The 16,065-nt window shown below is 58.0% G+C and carries 9 protein-coding genes, 2 tRNA genes, 4 rRNA genes and 1 pseudogene (1 of these 16 only partly in view); 10 read left to right on the plus strand and 6 right to left on the minus strand.

The genetic code is table 11. The annotated features are described in order from the left end of the window. The 6 genes from P7C00_RS01080 to rrf (P7C00_RS01105) form a co-directional block, all read left to right on the plus strand. Window positions 1-276 (plus strand): 16S ribosomal RNA (locus tag P7C00_RS01080); it begins 1,263 nt to the left of the window's first position. Window positions 277-399: 123 nt separating this feature from the next. Then, window positions 400-476 (plus strand) — tRNA-Ile (locus tag P7C00_RS01085). Between the two features lie 10 nt (window positions 477-486). Further along, window positions 487-562: transfer RNA gene (locus P7C00_RS01090), tRNA-Ala, on the plus strand. 235 nt (window positions 563-797) lie between these two features. Next, window positions 798-3,689, plus strand: a 23S ribosomal RNA gene (locus tag P7C00_RS01095). Between the two features lie 148 nt (window positions 3,690-3,837). Next, window positions 3,838-3,953: ribosomal RNA gene (gene rrf / locus P7C00_RS01100) — 5S ribosomal RNA — on the plus strand. A gap of 113 nt (window positions 3,954-4,066) precedes the next feature. Continuing rightward, window positions 4,067-4,182, plus strand: a 5S ribosomal RNA gene (gene rrf, locus P7C00_RS01105). The 16S, 23S and 5S rRNA genes sit together here with 2 tRNA genes alongside, the layout of an rRNA operon. 145 nt (window positions 4,183-4,327) lie before the next feature. On the opposite strand, the gene P7C00_RS01110 is transcribed toward rrf (P7C00_RS01105), so the two are convergent. The 4 genes from P7C00_RS01110 to P7C00_RS01125 form a co-directional block, all read right to left on the minus strand. After that, entirely contained in the window at window positions 4,328-5,509 is a 1,182-nt protein-coding gene (locus P7C00_RS01110; protein ID WP_404938000.1) for a PepSY-associated TM helix domain-containing protein, read from the minus strand. Between the two features lie 71 nt (window positions 5,510-5,580). After that, window positions 5,581-8,073, minus strand: a complete 2,493-nt coding sequence (locus P7C00_RS01115; protein ID WP_346633998.1) for a TonB-dependent siderophore receptor — start codon at window positions 8,071-8,073, stop codon at window positions 5,581-5,583. A 100-nt stretch (window positions 8,074-8,173) separates the two neighbouring features. Further along, on the minus strand, window positions 8,174-9,181 hold the full coding sequence (locus tag P7C00_RS01120) for a FecR domain-containing protein (protein WP_404938001.1): 1,008 nt from the start codon (window positions 9,179-9,181) through the stop codon (window positions 8,174-8,176). Window positions 9,182-9,186: 5 nt separating this feature from the next. Then, on the minus strand, window positions 9,187-9,687 hold the full coding sequence (locus P7C00_RS01125; protein WP_346634000.1) for a sigma-70 family RNA polymerase sigma factor: 501 nt from the start codon (window positions 9,685-9,687) through the stop codon (window positions 9,187-9,189). 314 nt (window positions 9,688-10,001) lie between these two features. On the opposite strand from P7C00_RS01125, the pseudogene P7C00_RS01130 reads away from it, so the two are divergent. Further along, window positions 10,002-10,979: pseudogene (locus tag P7C00_RS01130) on the plus strand (cache domain-containing protein); the annotation flags it as partial. Between the two features lie 117 nt (window positions 10,980-11,096). Next, window positions 11,097-11,882 (plus strand): methyl-accepting chemotaxis protein, encoded by a 786-nt coding sequence (locus P7C00_RS01135; RefSeq protein WP_402893213.1) that lies wholly within the window; start codon window positions 11,097-11,099, stop codon window positions 11,880-11,882. 69 nt (window positions 11,883-11,951) lie between these two features. On the opposite strand, the gene P7C00_RS01140 is transcribed toward P7C00_RS01135, so the two are convergent. Continuing rightward, window positions 11,952-12,716, minus strand: a complete 765-nt coding sequence (locus tag P7C00_RS01140; protein ID WP_346634002.1) for an alpha/beta fold hydrolase — start codon at window positions 12,714-12,716, stop codon at window positions 11,952-11,954. Between the two features lie 300 nt (window positions 12,717-13,016). On the opposite strand from P7C00_RS01140, the gene lapG reads away from it, so the two are divergent. Beyond that, window positions 13,017-13,709, plus strand: coding sequence for a cysteine protease LapG (gene lapG / locus P7C00_RS01145; RefSeq protein ID WP_346634003.1), 693 nt, complete (start codon window positions 13,017-13,019; stop codon window positions 13,707-13,709). 14 nt (window positions 13,710-13,723) lie between these two features. Next, window positions 13,724-15,670, plus strand: a complete 1,947-nt coding sequence (gene lapD, locus P7C00_RS01150) for a cyclic di-GMP receptor LapD (protein ID WP_346634004.1) — start codon at window positions 13,724-13,726, stop codon at window positions 15,668-15,670. A gap of 43 nt (window positions 15,671-15,713) precedes the next feature. Here lapD and P7C00_RS01155 read toward each other — a convergent pair whose 3' ends face one another. Beyond that, the gene (locus P7C00_RS01155) at window positions 15,714-16,052 is read right to left on the minus strand and encodes a tryptophan synthase subunit beta (RefSeq protein ID WP_346634005.1); all 339 of its coding nucleotides are present in this window, start codon (window positions 16,050-16,052) and stop codon (window positions 15,714-15,716) included. Window positions 16,053-16,065 lie beyond the last annotated feature (13 nt).

Here is a 16,065-nt window from a genome sequence, read left to right on the forward strand (position 1 = left end):
CGAGGTGGAGCTAATCCCATAAAACCGATCGTAGTCCGGATCGCAGTCTGCAACTCGACTGCGTGAAGTCGGAATCGCTAGTAATCGCGAATCAGAATGTCGCGGTGAATACGTTCCCGGGCCTTGTACACACCGCCCGTCACACCATGGGAGTGGGTTGCACCAGAAGTAGCTAGTCTAACCTTCGGGAGGACGGTTACCACGGTGTGATTCATGACTGGGGTGAAGTCGTAACAAGGTAGCCGTAGGGGAACCTGCGGCTGGATCACCTCCTTAATCGACGACATCAGCTGCTCCATAAGTTCCCACACGAATTGCTTGATTCATTGAAGAAGACGATAGAAGCAGCTTTAAGCTCCAAGCTGATAGCTCCAAGCTAACAGTTACAAGCTCGAAATTGGGTCTGTAGCTCAGTTGGTTAGAGCGCACCCCTGATAAGGGTGAGGTCGGCAGTTCGAATCTGCCCAGACCCACCAATTTTGTTATGGGGCCATAGCTCAGCTGGGAGAGCGCCTGCCTTGCACGCAGGAGGTCAGCGGTTCGATCCCGCTTGGCTCCACCATAAACTGCTTCTGAAAGCTTAGAAATGAGCATTCACTTTGAATGTTGATTTCTAGTCTTTTGATTAGATCGTTCTTTAAAAATTTGGGTATGTGATAGAAAGATAGACTGAACGTTACTTTCACTGGTAACGGATCAGGCTAAGGTAAAATTTGTGAGGCTCTTAATTGAGCAGCAATTGCAAATTTTCGGCGAATGTCGTCTTCATAGTATAACCAGATTGCTTGGGGTTATATGGTCAAGTGAAGAAGCGCATACGGTGGATGCCTTGGCAGTCAGAGGCGATGAAAGACGTGGTAGCCTGCGAAAAGCTTCGGGGAGTCGGCAAACAGACTTTGATCCGGAGATGTCTGAATGGGGGAACCCAGCCATCATAAGATGGTTATCTTGTACTGAATACATAGGTGCAAGAGGCGAACCAGGGGAACTGAAACATCTAAGTACCCTGAGGAAAAGAAATCAACCGAGATTCCCTTAGTAGTGGCGAGCGAACGGGGACTAGCCCTTAAGTGGCTTTGAGATTAGCGGAACGCTCTGGAAAGTGCGGCCATAGTGGGTGATAGCCCTGTACGCGAAAATCTCTTAGTCATGAAATCGAGTAGGACGGGGCACGAGAAACCTTGTCTGAATATGGGGGGACCATCCTCCAAGGCTAAATACTACTGACTGACCGATAGTGAACTAGTACCGTGAGGGAAAGGCGAAAAGAACCCCGGAGAGGGGAGTGAAATAGATCCTGAAACCGTATGCGTACAAGCAGTGGGAGCAGACTTTGTTCTGTGACTGCGTACCTTTTGTATAATGGGTCAGCGACTTATTTTCAGTGGCGAGCTTAACCGAATAGGGGAGGCGTAGCGAAAGCGAGTCTTAATAGGGCGTCTAGTCGCTGGGAATAGACCCGAAACCGGGCGATCTATCCATGGGCAGGTTGAAGGTTAGGTAACACTGACTGGAGGACCGAACCGACTACCGTTGAAAAGTTAGCGGATGACCTGTGGATCGGAGTGAAAGGCTAATCAAGCTCGGAGATAGCTGGTTCTCCTCGAAAGCTATTTAGGTAGCGCCTCATGTATCACTGTAGGGGGTAGAGCACTGTTTCGGCTAGGGGGTCATCCCGACTTACCAAACCGATGCAAACTCCGAATACCTACAAGTGCCGAGCATGGGAGACACACGGCGGGTGCTAACGTCCGTCGTGAAAAGGGAAACAACCCAGACCGTCAGCTAAGGTCCCAAAGTTATGGTTAAGTGGGAAACGATGTGGGAAGGCTTAGACAGCTAGGAGGTTGGCTTAGAAGCAGCCACCCTTTAAAGAAAGCGTAATAGCTCACTAGTCGAGTCGGCCTGCGCGGAAGATGTAACGGGGCTCAAACCATACACCGAAGCTACGGGTATCACGTAAGTGATGCGGTAGAGGAGCGTTCTGTAAGCCTGTGAAGGTGAGTTGAGAAGCTTGCTGGAGGTATCAGAAGTGCGAATGCTGACATGAGTAACGACAATGGGTGTGAAAAACACCCACGCCGAAAGACCAAGGTTTCCTGCGCAACGTTAATCGACGCAGGGTTAGTCGGTCCCTAAGGCGAGGCTGAAAAGCGTAGTCGATGGAAAACAGGTTAATATTCCTGTACTTCTAGTTATTGCGATGGAGGGACGGAGAAGGCTAGGCCAGCTTGGCGTTGGTTGTCCAAGTTTAAGGTGGTAGGCTGGAATCTTAGGTAAATCCGGGATTCTAAGGCCGAGAGCTGATGACGAGTTACCTTTTAGGTGACGAAGTGGTTGATGCCATGCTTCCAAGAAAAGCTTCTAAGCTTCAGATAACTAGGAACCGTACCCCAAACCGACACAGGTGGTTGGGTAGAGAATACCAAGGCGCTTGAGAGAACTCGGGTGAAGGAACTAGGCAAAATGGCACCGTAACTTCGGGAGAAGGTGCGCCGGTGAGGGTGAAGGACTTGCTCCGTAAGCTCATGCCGGTCGAAGATACCAGGCCGCTGCGACTGTTTATTAAAAACACAGCACTCTGCAAACACGAAAGTGGACGTATAGGGTGTGACGCCTGCCCGGTGCCGGAAGGTTAATTGATGGGGTTAGCTAACGCGAAGCTCTTGATCGAAGCCCCGGTAAACGGCGGCCGTAACTATAACGGTCCTAAGGTAGCGAAATTCCTTGTCGGGTAAGTTCCGACCTGCACGAATGGCGTAACGATGGCGGCGCTGTCTCCACCCGAGACTCAGTGAAATTGAAATCGCTGTGAAGATGCAGTGTATCCGCGGCTAGACGGAAAGACCCCGTGAACCTTTACTATAGCTTTGCACTGGACTTTGAATTTGCTTGTGTAGGATAGGTGGGAGGCTTTGAAGCGTGAACGCCAGTTTGCGTGGAGCCATCCTTGAAATACCACCCTGGCAACTTTGAGGTTCTAACTCAGGTCCGTTATCCGGATCGAGGACAGTGTATGGTGGGTAGTTTGACTGGGGCGGTCTCCTCCTAAAGAGTAACGGAGGAGTACGAAGGTGCGCTCAGACCGGTCGGAAATCGGTCGTAGAGTATAAAGGCAAAAGCGCGCTTGACTGCGAGACAGACACGTCGAGCAGGTACGAAAGTAGGTCTTAGTGATCCGGTGGTTCTGTATGGAAGGGCCATCGCTCAACGGATAAAAGGTACTCCGGGGATAACAGGCTGATACCGCCCAAGAGTTCATATCGACGGCGGTGTTTGGCACCTCGATGTCGGCTCATCACATCCTGGGGCTGAAGCCGGTCCCAAGGGTATGGCTGTTCGCCATTTAAAGTGGTACGCGAGCTGGGTTTAGAACGTCGTGAGACAGTTCGGTCCCTATCTGCCGTGGACGTTTGAGATTTGAGAGGGGCTGCTCCTAGTACGAGAGGACCGGAGTGGACGAACCTCTGGTGTTCCGGTTGTCACGCCAGTGGCATTGCCGGGTAGCTATGTTCGGAAAAGATAACCGCTGAAAGCATCTAAGCGGGAAACTTGCCTCAAGATGAGATCTCACTGGAACCTTGAGTTCCCTAAAGGGCCGTCGAAGACTACGACGTTGATAGGTTGGGTGTGTAAGCGCTGTGAGGCGTTGAGCTAACCAATACTAATTGCCCGTGAGGCTTGACCATATAACACCCAAGCAATTTGCTTAAGAAGCGAGTTGCGGTGTGTGAAGACGAAACAAACCGAAAGTTTGCACCGCTCACAAAGCACACAAATCTATTACATACCCATTTGCTGGCACGTTGCATAAGCGACGGTCTGGCTACCGAATTTCTTGACGACCATAGAGCGTTGGAACCACCTGATCCCATCCCGAACTCAGAAGTGAAACGATGCATCGCCGATGGTAGTGTGGGGTTTCCCCATGTGAGAGTAGGTCATCGTCAAGATTAAATTCCGAAACCCCAATTGCGAAAGCAATTGGGGTTTTGTCTTTATATAGAAGTTACTGATTTTGCTGACACGTTCGACTCTTGAGTCCAACGGATCGGCCACAGAATTTCTTGACGACCATAGAGCGTTGGAACCACCTGATCCCATCCCGAACTCAGAAGTGAAACGATGCATCGCCGATGGTAGTGTGGGGTTTCCCCATGTGAGAGTAGGTCATCGTCAAGATTAAATTCCAAAACCCCTGTTTGCTAACGCAGACAGGGGTTTTGTTTTTACGCTCGATAAAGTCTGGGTAATCAAGTCGCAAAGTCCTGCAGAATCCTTGTAGCTGCTTTGAACAGACGGCTATTACCAAGGTTCGGCTTGATCCTCAATGTCGGGCTCTACGCCGCTTGCCGCTCCTGCGGGCAATCAACTTACGCCACCAGATATAGATGCCAGTAAGCGACAGCATTGCTATCAGTACACCCAATGCAGCAATGATCACCTGTCCCGTAAAACCGATGATCCTCCCGCTATGTATCGGTAATTGCAGCCGATAGAAGCGTTCTCCCAGAGTGCCCTGTCCCGCGATTTCCTGCCCCAGCAGGTGTCCATTCGTACCGTGGAAGAACAACCAGGACTTACCATGGGCCTGGGTATCGTGCTGGCCAAAACCCGCCCCATAGAAGTTGTATTCAAAGCTGTAGTACAACTCGCCGATTGTCTCCTTCAAATCCAATCGCCGTCCCTCTTCCACAGCCCGCTCATACGCTTGTTGATACGTCAGCCGAGTTACCCCAAGCTCCGCAGTCGACATTCGCCCACGGGCTTCATAGACACTCGGCTCGATAGGGGAGAACAAGGACACCACTGGTTTGAAGACCTGGCTCGGTAGATTCATGGCCACGCTGCTAATGGCGATCGGTAGCAGCAGCAACCATAACCACAAGCCCCCTGCGCGATGCAGGTCGAAATTCAGGCGGTAGGCGTGTCCTCCCTTGATCTTCCAGGCGGTAGACCACTTGTGCCAGAACGGCCGACCACGGGGCAGCGTCAACAGCACGGCAACGAAGCAATCGATGACCCAGCCGATAGCCACCAACCCCATCAGCCAGAGCCCCCAATTACCGGGAAGGACCAGGTTGTAGTGGAGCTCAAGCAGAAACGGCACCAGATTCTCTCTCTGGAAGCAGCAGGCTCCCCAAAAGCGCTGTCCCCGTTGTTCAGCACTGACCGGATCCAGATAAAACACCTGATTGCGTTCGGCATAAGGCTTGCCAGTGGCAGGGTCCGTACGTGGTACCGCAGCCAGCAACGCAGTGTGTGTGGCCTCTTGCGGATATTCCATGTACCAGACCTGCAGCCGTGGATGCTCGGCCTGCACTCGATCCACCAGCGTTCCGGGTGCCAGTAACGGCCCATCTCCAGATACTTCATAGAACTGGGGATTGAGCCACTCATCCAGCTCGTGATGAAAGGCCAGGACACTTCCGGTCAACCCAGCCAGCAGTAGAAACAACGCAGTGGCCAAACCCATGTAGCGATGCAGCAGAACCAGAACAGCGCGCATTGAATGTTCCTGTACAAACGACAAAGCCAGCGGCTGTTTGCAGGCGCTGGCTTTGTGGAAGTCAATCTTGATTAGAACTGGTAGCTCACCGTGGCTGCGACGTTGCGCTCTTCACCCAGGTAGCAGTAACTCAGGCTCGCGCAGGACGCGACGTAGGACTCGTTGGTCAAATTGTTGGCATTCAGGCGCACATCCACCCCCTTCAAACCCACCTTGCCCAGGTCATAGCCGATGGAGGCGTCGAACAGGGTGTAGGCCGGCACCTTCATGGTGTTCTCGGCATCGGCCCAGCTGTACCCCACATAGCGCACTCCTCCTCCCAGGCGCAGCCCATCCAGGGTTGCACTGCCGAACCTGTAGTCGGCCCATAGCGAAGCCATCTGCCGTGGCGCCTGAGTAGGGGAGTTGCCCTTGTTCTCGATGATGTTGCCGGGGCTGCTCAGGGTGCTGACCATCGACTTCGAATACTGGATGTCGGTGAAGGTATAGCTGCTCAACAGTTTCAGGTTGTCGGTCAGTTGCATATGCGCTTCCAGTTCCAACCCCTGGGAACGAACGGCGCCGACTGCGCGGTAGAAATTTTCCTGCGGCAGTTTCGACGCCAGGTTCTCCTGGTCGATGCGAAACAGCGAGGCGGTGAACAGGTTTTCCGTACCGGGAGGCTGATACTTCAAGCCGGCTTCCCATTGAGTGCCGTCGGTAGGTGGCAGGGGATTACCGGCGCTGTCTGCGTAGGAATTGGGGTTGAACGACTCGGAATAGCTGAGATAAGGCGCCAGACCGTTATCGAACAGATAGAGCGCCCCCGCGCGTCCAGTGAGTTTGGTGCGCTTGTCGCTGATCTCGGTGCCCAGGGGACGCTTGTCTTCGGCCAGACGGTTTTCATCCGAGGTTTCCACCCAGTCCTGACGCAGCCCCAGGGAGAAGCGCCATTTATCCAGCTCGATCAGGTCCTGCAGGTATACGCCGGTCTGCTCCAGGCGCCGTACATAGCTGGTGTGACTGTAATAATCGATCGTCGAGTTGCCATAGATCGGGTTGAACGCGTTGATCGCCTGCAGCGTTCCCTGATCCCAGTCGACCACGGTCTTGCGCCGCTGATAGTCCGCTCCCAGGAGCATCGTGTGCTTGACGTCGCCAGTCAGGAATTCGGCTTGCAGCATGTTATCGACGATAAAGGAGTGCAGCTTTTCATTGCCTCCCGAGTAATAGCGCCTCAAGTCGTTGCTGGTGGCATTGGTCCAGCCATAGGCATACACCTGATCGAGCTTCACCTTGGAATCCAGGTAGCGGAAGTTCTGCCGGGCGGTGAAGACGTCGTTGAAGCGATGCTCGAACTGATAGCCGAACGACTGCTGATCGCGCTTGTAGCCATCGACGCCTGGCTCACCCTCGAAGAAGTGCTCGGAAATCCGCTGGCCATTGCGCTGGTTCAGCGTGCCGTTGGCCGGCATGCCGCCGTGGTAGCCGCCATCAGGATCATTTTGCAGGTAGGCCTGGAGCGTCAGGGATGTGTCGTCGCTGAAGTCGATGCTCAGAGTGGGAGCCAGGGCAAAGCGCTTTTCTTTTGTATGGTCGAACTGGGTGTCGGATCTGTCCGTCAGGCCGATCAGCCGATAGGCAATGCGCTTGTCATCATCCAGTGGACCGCTGAAGTCGAAGCCCAGACCTTGTTTGCCCTGGCTGCCTACGGTCGCCTGGATCTGGTGGTAGGGCTCGTACAGCGGCTTTTTGCTGGTCAGGGCCACCAGGCCACCGGGGGAGCTGCGGCCATAGAGTACCGACGACGGTCCCTTGAGGATGTCCACGCGCTCGAGGAAATAGGGATCGACCTGCATGCTGCTGTAGGTACCGCTGTCGCCCATGGACTTGAGGCCGTCGAGGTAGATGTTATCCACCGAGCCATCGTTGAAGCCGCGCATCGCCACATAATCGTAGCGATGGGTGGCGCCATAGGGGTTGGTCAGCACACCCGGGGTATAGCGCATGGCCTGGGCGACGGTTTGTGCACCCTGGTCGTCCAGTTGTTCGCGAGTCACCACCGACACGCTTTGCGAGGTTTCCAGCAACGCGGTACTGGTCTTGGTGGCGATCTGGCTGTGGGTCGCGTTGTAGCCGTCCATGCTGCCCAGGGCGTTACCCAGGGCGAAGCCTTTGACTTGCGTGGTCGGCAGTGACAGCGCGCTGCCTTGGGGCAGCGGGCGCAGGATATAGCTGCTGCCATCCTGGCTGACCGCCTCCAGCCCCGTGTCCTTGAGCAACTGGTTCAGGCCCTGGCTCACCGAATAGCTGCCCTGCAGTCCGGCAGAGTGTCGGCCCAGGGTCTGGGCCGGTGTGGTGGACAAGGTGATTGCTGCCTGCCGGGCAAATTGATTGAGCGCATCACCCAGGCTGCCCGGGGCAACGTTGTAGCTGTGGTGCGGTGCATCCGGGGCGGTGTCGGCGGCCTGTACGGTAGTGGCCACAAGTCCGAGGCCGATACTGGAGCACAGTAGGGCGGCGTGGATGGCTTGACGTAGAGTCGGGGCGCAGGAAGCGCTTGGGCGGTGATCGCGGAGGGTCATTGTAGGTTCCGTTGAAGTCGCAGGAAGCAGATTGAATTGCTTACTGACTAAGCCGGACGTCCAGACAAAACCCGCCAAAAAAAGAGTTGGGTCGTGAAGTTCACACCACAGGTTCCAGGGTGACCCACCAGCGGGTGCGGTAACGCAGTTGCACCGGCAGGGTCTGGGGCAGGATGGCCAGCAGCTTCTCGGTATCCTCCAGGCGGAACACCCCGGACAGGCGCAGATGGGCAATGGTTGCCGCGCACCCCAGGTAACCATGGCGATAGCGACCGACTTCCTGCAGGAAGTCATCCAGGCGCATGTTGCGGGTCACGATCAGGCCATCGGCCCAGGCCCCCACGTCCATGGCCAGCGGTGCGGCCGGCTCCGCCAGTCGATGATTGATCCGATAGCTCTGCCCCGGACCGACCCGGGCGCTGCGACCCTCGGCAGCGTGCGGCGAATGAATGGCCACGCTGCCTTGGGTCACGCTCAGGCGGGTACAACGGTCATCCACGCGCACCACGAAACGGGCGTCGAAACCTTCCAGCAGAGCATGCCGGCTTTCCACCAGCAGTGGACGTTGAGTGCCCTGCTGATCGGTTCCACAGGCCACCATGATCTCGCCCCGACGCAGTTTGATCAGGCGCTGTTGTGCGTTGAAATTCAGGTCCGCGGCGCTGTCGGTATTGAGTTCCAGCCGGGTGCCGTCGGGCAGTTGGAAGCCTCGTTGTTCGCCCACGGCAGTGGCGAAGTCCGCGCTCCACTGCTGCCAGCCCAGTAGATCCTTGCCAACCCAGGCGCTGGAGCCCAGGAGCAGGGCGCCGCTCAACAGTTTCAGGGCCTGACGCCGGCCCAGGCGCTGGCTGCTGTTTTCCAGGGTGTGCAGCGCCACTTGGGCCCCAGGCACGGCTCGCAGATTGGCATTGAGCTCTTGGTGCAATGACTGCACCCGTTGCCAGGCCAGTTCATGCTCCTGGTGAGCGGCACGCCACAGATCGCACTGTTGCTGCAGTTTGGGATTGGCGCCGTTATTGCGCAGGCGCAGTAACCAGTTAATTGCCTGCTTGACCACCAGGTGATCTGGATTGGGCTTCAGGGGCAGGCTGCCGGAAAAGTTATCCACAGGCGTCAGCTCTCATAGCGCAGCAGGTAACAGTGATAGAGCGCTTGAGCCACATAGCGCTCCACAGTGCGCAGGGACAGAGACATCTGCTCGGCGATCTGCTTGTGGGTAAGTTCTTCGCACTGAGATAGAAGAAACGCCTGACGCACTTTCGGCTTTAGCCCCTCCAGCATCCGCGCAATGCTTTCCAGCAACTCCAGAATCAAGGCACGAGCCTCGGCACTTGGGGCTTCAGCCTCGGGCAGATGGGCGATGGTTTCCAGGTAAGCGCGTTCAATTTCCTCGCGGCGCCAGTGATCGATCACCAGCCCTCGGGCAATAGTGCGTAGAAAAGCTCGCGGTGCTTTGAGCTCCAGCCGTTCGGTTTTCTGCAACAGGCGTACGAAAGTGTCCTGGGCCAGATCAGCAGCATCCGCAGCGTTGCCCAGACGCTGACGCAGCCAACTGTTGAGCCAGCCGTGGTGATGGCTGTAGAGCGTCTGTACGGCGAACTCGGTTGATGACATGGAGCCGGACTGCCTGAGTGTCACAAATGATAATTAGTCGCATTGTCATTGAAGGATTATCGATTTGGCAACAAGCAAGGTGCTGTCGGTCATCTGAAAATGCGCGGCGGACGCTCTGGAATGCCGTTCGGCGGGATTCGGCAAATTCAGACGAGTAATTCAGATAAATCTCTAAGGGTTCGGGGAATCTTGCCGAAAGACTGATAAGACATGCGTGCACCAAAGTAGAGCGGCCAAAGAATGTCGCCTGCACTGTTACATGGAATGTTGCTTTACGGACGCATCCCCACTTTCGGCATAAGAAGTCCCATGAAATGAATCTCAAGTTCAGCCATAAAATCCTTTTGGCCGCCTCCGGCGTAGTGGTTCTGGCTTTTGCGTTGTTCACTTTGTACAACGACTACTTGCAGCGAAACACCATCCGACAGAACCTCGAGTCCTCCATCCAGCAGGCCGGTGAACTCACCTCCAGCAGTGTGCAGAACTGGATGAGCGGGCGGATCCTGGTGCTCGAGAACCTGGCGCAGAACGTCGCCCACCAAGGTCATAACGCAGACTTCCCTGGCCTGGTGGATCAGCCGGCCTTCACCTCTAACTTCCAGTTCACCTACGTCGGCCAATCCAACGGCACCTTCACCCAGCGTCCTGACGCGAAGATGCCCGACGGCTACGACCCGCGTCAGCGGCCCTGGTACAAACAGGCCGTGACCGCCGACAAAACCATGCTGACCCCGCCCTACATGGCGGCCGTCGGTGGTTTGGTGGTCACCATCGCCATGCCGGTGAAGAAGCAGGGGGAATTGCTGGGCGTGGTCGGTGGCGACCTGAGCCTGGAAACCCTGGTGAAGATCATCAACTCGGTGGACTTCGGCGGCCTGGGCCATGCCTTCCTGGTCAGCGCCGACGGTCAGGTGATCGTCAGCCCGGATAAAGACCAGGTGATGAAGAACCTCAAGGACATCTACCCCGGCGCCAATGTGCGGATCGCCAGCGGCAACCAGGAAGTGGTCCTGAACAAACAGGAACGCATCCTGTCCTTCACCCCGGTGACCGGCCTGCCGAATGCCGAGTGGTACATCGGGCTGTCCATCGACAAGGAAAAGGCCTACGCACCACTGAGCCAGTTCCGTACTTCCGCCTTGATCGCCATGTTTATCGCGGTGGCGGTGATTGCGGTACTGCTGACCCTGCTGATCCAGGTGCTGATGCGCCCGCTGATCACCATGGGCCGGGCGATGCAGGACATTGCCCAGGGCGAAGGCGACCTGACCCGGCGCCTGGTCGTGGAAAGCAAGGACGAGTTCGGCGAGTTGGGCAGTTCGTTCAACCAGTTCGTGGAGCGGATTCACGCCTCGATTTCCGAAGTGTCCTCGGCTACTCGCCAGGTGCATGACCTGTCGCAACGGGTGATGGCATCGTCCAACGCGTCGATCATCGGTTCCGATGAGCAGAGCGCCCGTACCAACAGCGTGGCCGCGGCGATCAACGAACTGGGTGCTGCCACCCAGGAAATCGCCCGCAACGCCGCTGATGCCTCGCAACATGCCAGTGGCGCCAGTGAACAGGCCGACGACGGTCGCCAGGTGGTGGAACAGACCATTCAGGCGATGACCGAGCTGTCGCAGAAGATCAGCCTGTCCTGCACCCAGATCGAGACCCTGAATGCCAGCACCGACAACATCGGGCACATTCTCGATGTGATCAAGGGCATCTCCCAGCAGACCAATCTGTTGGCCCTCAACGCTGCCATTGAAGCGGCCCGTGCCGGTGAAGCCGGCCGTGGTTTCGCCGTGGTGGCCGATGAGGTGCGTAACCTGGCCCACCGTACCCAGGAGTCGGCGGAAGAGATCCACAAGATGATCACCTCCCTGCAGGTCGGGTCCCGCGAGGCGGTCTCGACCATGAACGCCAGCCAGGTGTCCAGCGAAGAGAGCGTCGAAGTGGCCAACCAGGCCGGTGCACGCTTGGTCAGCGTGACTCAGCGGATCGGCGAGATCGATGGCATGAACCAGTCGGTGGCTGCGGCAACCGAGGAGCAGACCGCGGTGGTGGAGACCCTCAACGTCGACATCAACCAGATCAACCTGCTGAACCAGCAAGGCGTTGCCAACCTCAACGAAACCCTGAAGGACTGTGATGCACTGTCGCAACAGGCCAGCCGCCTGAAGCAACTGGTGGACAGCTTCAAGATCTGAGGCAATCCGTAACCGACCTCAAAGCCCGCTCCTGCATCACTGCAGGGCGGGCTTTTTCATGGGTGGCGCTCAGGCCAGGTGTTCCCCCAGCAGGCCCAGGTGCGTGTTGATCACCTGCAACAGGCGTTGGCGCTGGGACTTGATGAAGAAATGGTTGCCGGCCACTTCGATCAATTCGAATTCGCGCCCGGTGAACTCCCGCCAATTGAGCATATGGTCGGCTGTCGCCAGCGGGTCCTCGCTGCCATAGAAAGCCGTCAGCGGTATATCGAGGCAGCCGCTGGAGGTGTCGTACCAGGTTTCAAAGAGCTTCAGGCCGTTGCGCAGCAAGCGTTCGTAGGATTGCAGGTCGTTTTGCCCCCGGGGCATCTCCAGGGGGCTGGCGCCGAGGGTCAGGATCGCCTCGCGAAATGCCGCGATCGGCAGCGAGTGCAGCAAGGGCCGGCGGGGCAGGCTGTCGGGGCTGCGGCAGCCAGAGACGAACAGGTGGCGGGTCTGCTGTGGAAACCGCTCCTGGGCGTATTTGCAGGTTTCGTACGCCAGCAGTGCACCCAGGCCGTGGCCGAACAGCGCGTGGGGCTTGTCGAGCCAGGGATTGAGGGCGGCGAAGGTGTTTTCCAGCAGGCTCGGCCAGTTGTCACAGGGCGCTTCGTCGCGGCGCGGGCCGTGCCCGGGAAGGTTGATCACCACCAGCTCGATGTGATCGGCCAGGCTGTTGGACCATACCCGCAGTTGCTCCGCCGCCGCCCCGGCCTGGGGAAAGCAGATCAGGCGTATGCGGGTGGTTTGCCCTGAGTTGATCACCAGCGTCCATTGTCGGGTGTCGGTGTACACAGCTTTTCCTTAAGCAAGGTGGCCCGTGGGCGGGTTCTCGGTGCTGACAAGAGGCCGTTCGAGGGGGACGTCCCAGTCCGCGAATGGTTTCTAACATAGTGGCTGGCGTGGGTGAATGCACGTGACGACTGGGGAAATTCATGGGCTGTCACCCGCAACGCAAATGCCACTTGAAGCTATTCTCTGAATGTTCCGTGCAGGCCCTTCCCTGGTGGCCGGTGATTGTAAGGTGCCATTGTTTTTTGTCGGGCCAGCCTTCACCATCAGCCGATTTACGACAGCTCCCATGGACTCATCGCATTGGCGGCACGTTTAGCTCTTTTTCGGACCTTGCGCTGGTTCTGCTCGGCACTGCTGCTGGCTGGCGCGCTGCTGGGCAGCCTGCACGCCGACTGGGACTTCTCCCTGATCAGCCGCCGTGCCACGGCGCTCTACGGTCCGCTGGGCGAAGGTCAGCAACGTATCGATGCCTGGCAGCACCTGCTGGCCACGCAGAAGCAGGTGTCCGAGCGCGAGCAGTTGAAAGTGGTCAACCTGTTCTTCAACAAGAACATGCGCTACATGGAAGATATCGATCTGTGGCGTCAGGTGGACTACTGGGAAACGCCGATCGAGGCGCTGTGGAAGGGCGCCGGCGACTGTGAGGACTATGCGATTGCCAAGTACTTCAGCCTGCGCCATCTCGGGGTGTCCAGTGACAAGCTGCGCATCACTTACGTCAAGGCCTTGCGCCAGAACCGCGCGCACATGGTCCTGACCTACTATTCCACTGCGGACGCCATGCCGCTGGTGCTCGACAGTTTGGAGGACTCGATCCGCCCGGCCAGCGAGCGAACCGACCTGCTGCCGGTGTACTCCTTCAATGCCGAAGGGTTGTGGCTGCCGGGCGCCAAGGGCAACAAGCGGGTCGGTGATACCAAGCGCCTGTCCCGTTGGCAGGACGTGTTGAAAAAAATGCAGGCCGAAGGTTTTCCGGTCGAGACGACTAACTAGGAGCACGAGCTCAGATGTCTTTGTTCAAACAACTGTTGATCGCAATCTGTGTGTTCCTGGTGGTCGCCTTCAGTGGCAGCTTCATGGTCAGCCTGGAAAGCTCGCGCACCCAGTATGTCAATCAGCTGCGCTCCCATGCCCAGGACGCGGCCACGGCCCTGGCCTTGTCGCTGACACCCAACATCGACGATCCGGCGATGGTCGAGTTGATGGTCAGTTCGATCTTCGACAGCGGCTACTACGCCAGCATCCGGGTGGTGGACCTGGCCACGGACAAGACCATCGTCGAGCGCAGCGGCATCCCGGAAGTCAGCAATGTGCCCCAGTGGTTCGTCAAACTCATCGGCCTGGAGCCGGCCGGCGGTGACGCCATCGTCAGTCGCGGCTGGGAGCAGGCGGCGCGTGTCGAGGTGCTCAGCCATCCGATGTTCGCCGTCGCCAAGCTCTGGCAGAGCGCCCTGGGCAGCCTGGGCTGGCTGTTGATCTGCGGTGCGGTGAGTGCGGTGCTCGGAGCCCTGTTGCTGCGACGCCAGCTCAAGCCCCTGGACTACATGGTCCAGCAGTCCCATGCCATTGCCCGCCGCGAGTTTCTCAGCCTGCCGCAACTGCCCCGCACCCCGGAGCTGCGCCGGGTGGTGCAGGCGATGAACCAGATGGTGGAGAAGCTCAAGGCGTTGTTCCAGGAGCAGGCCGAGCGCAGTGAAAAACTGCGCATCGAGTCTTATCAGGACAGCCTGACCGGGCTGGCCAATCGACGTTATTTCGAAATGCAACTGCATGCCCGGGTGAGCAACCCGGAGCAGGCCAGCTCCGGTTACCTGCTGCTGTTGCGGGTCAAGGACCTGGCCGGCCTGAACCAGCGCCTGGGGGGCCAACGCACCGACCAACTGCTGCAAGCGGTAGGGGAGCAATTGCTGCGCGAGTGCAACAAGTACCCTGAAACCCACAACCTGGTGACCCGGGTCCGCGGTGGCGAGTTCGCCGTGCTGGCGCCGGGCCTGGTGCGCGAGGAAGCCATCCAGCTGGCCCAAAGCCTGGACAGCGCCCTGGGCAACCTGCATGCCACTGGCGCCACCGACGTTGCCGCAGTGGCCTCCATCGGTCTGGCGGCCTTTGCCCACGGAGATTCGCCACAAGCGGTGCTCAGCCTCGGCGATCAGGCCCTGGCCCAGGCCGAAGCCCAGGGCGAGACCAACTGGGCCTGTCTGGATCAGGGGGGCGGAGCTCAAGTCGGGGATGATCACCATGCCTGGCACCGGCTGCTGGACCGCGCGCTGTCGGAGCAACGCTTCCAGCTGTACTTCCAGCCGGTGGTGGCGGCCCAGGACACCACGCTGGTGCTGCATTACAAGGTTCTGTCGCGGCTACTGGACGAGCAGGGCCAGACCATCCCGGCCGGGCGTTTCCTACCCTGGTTGGAGCGTTTTGGCTGGACCTCGCGCCTGGATCTGCTGATGTTGGAGCAGGTGTTGAAGCAGATGGTCGGACATGACGACAGCCTGGCGCTGAACCTGTCGGCGGCCACCCTGGAAGACCCTCAGGCCCTGAACCGGGTCTTCGAGATTCTTCGCCAGCACTCTGACCTGGGGCCGCGCCTGACCCTGGAAATCGGTGAGGAACAGCTGCCTGAGCAGATCCAGCTGGAACAGTTGACCCGGCGCCTGCGGGAACTGGGCTTTTCCCTCAGTCTGCAACGCTTTGGCGGGCGCTTCAGCATGATCGGCAACCTGGCGCGCCTGGGCCTGGCCTATCTGAAGATCGACGGCAGCTACATCCGCGACATCGATCAGGAAAGCGACAAGCGCCTGTTTATCGAGGCTATCCAGCGGGCAGCCCACAGCATCGACCTGCCGCTGATTGCCGAGCGGGTCGAGACCCAGGGCGAGCTGCAGGTGATTCGCGAGATGGGGCTATATGGCGTGCAGGGGCAATTGTTCGGCGAGCCGGCGCCTTGGGGTTGAACGTGCATTCGCCGGCAAGCCGGCTTCTACAGGCGAGGGGCGTTCAGATCAAACCGGTTTCATCATCATTGATCAGCCGGCTGAGTCCACCCAGGGCCTCACGGGCCTGGCTGCGATCCATCAGCTTGGCCTGAGCCGCCGCCGGCAGGTCGGTGACACGAATCACGCCCTTGCTGGTCAGGACCTGAATCAGGTCGTCCAGCACCCGGATCATTTCCAGGTCACTCTGCTTGAGCTGCTTGAGGCTGACTTCCACCGCCTCGTTGGCGTACCAGGTCTGGATCTCGTGGTGATCGGCGGGCAGCGTCTCGGTAGCCTCGGCGTAAGCGGCGGCTTCCACGCGAATCAGCTGACCTTGCGCATCGCGTTGCACGTAGAACATGGCAAATCCCTCA

The sequence above is a fragment of the Pseudomonas sp. JDS08PS003 genome (genome assembly GCF_045013505.1).
GTDB lineage: Bacteria > Pseudomonadota > Gammaproteobacteria > Pseudomonadales > Pseudomonadaceae > Aquipseudomonas > Aquipseudomonas protegens_B.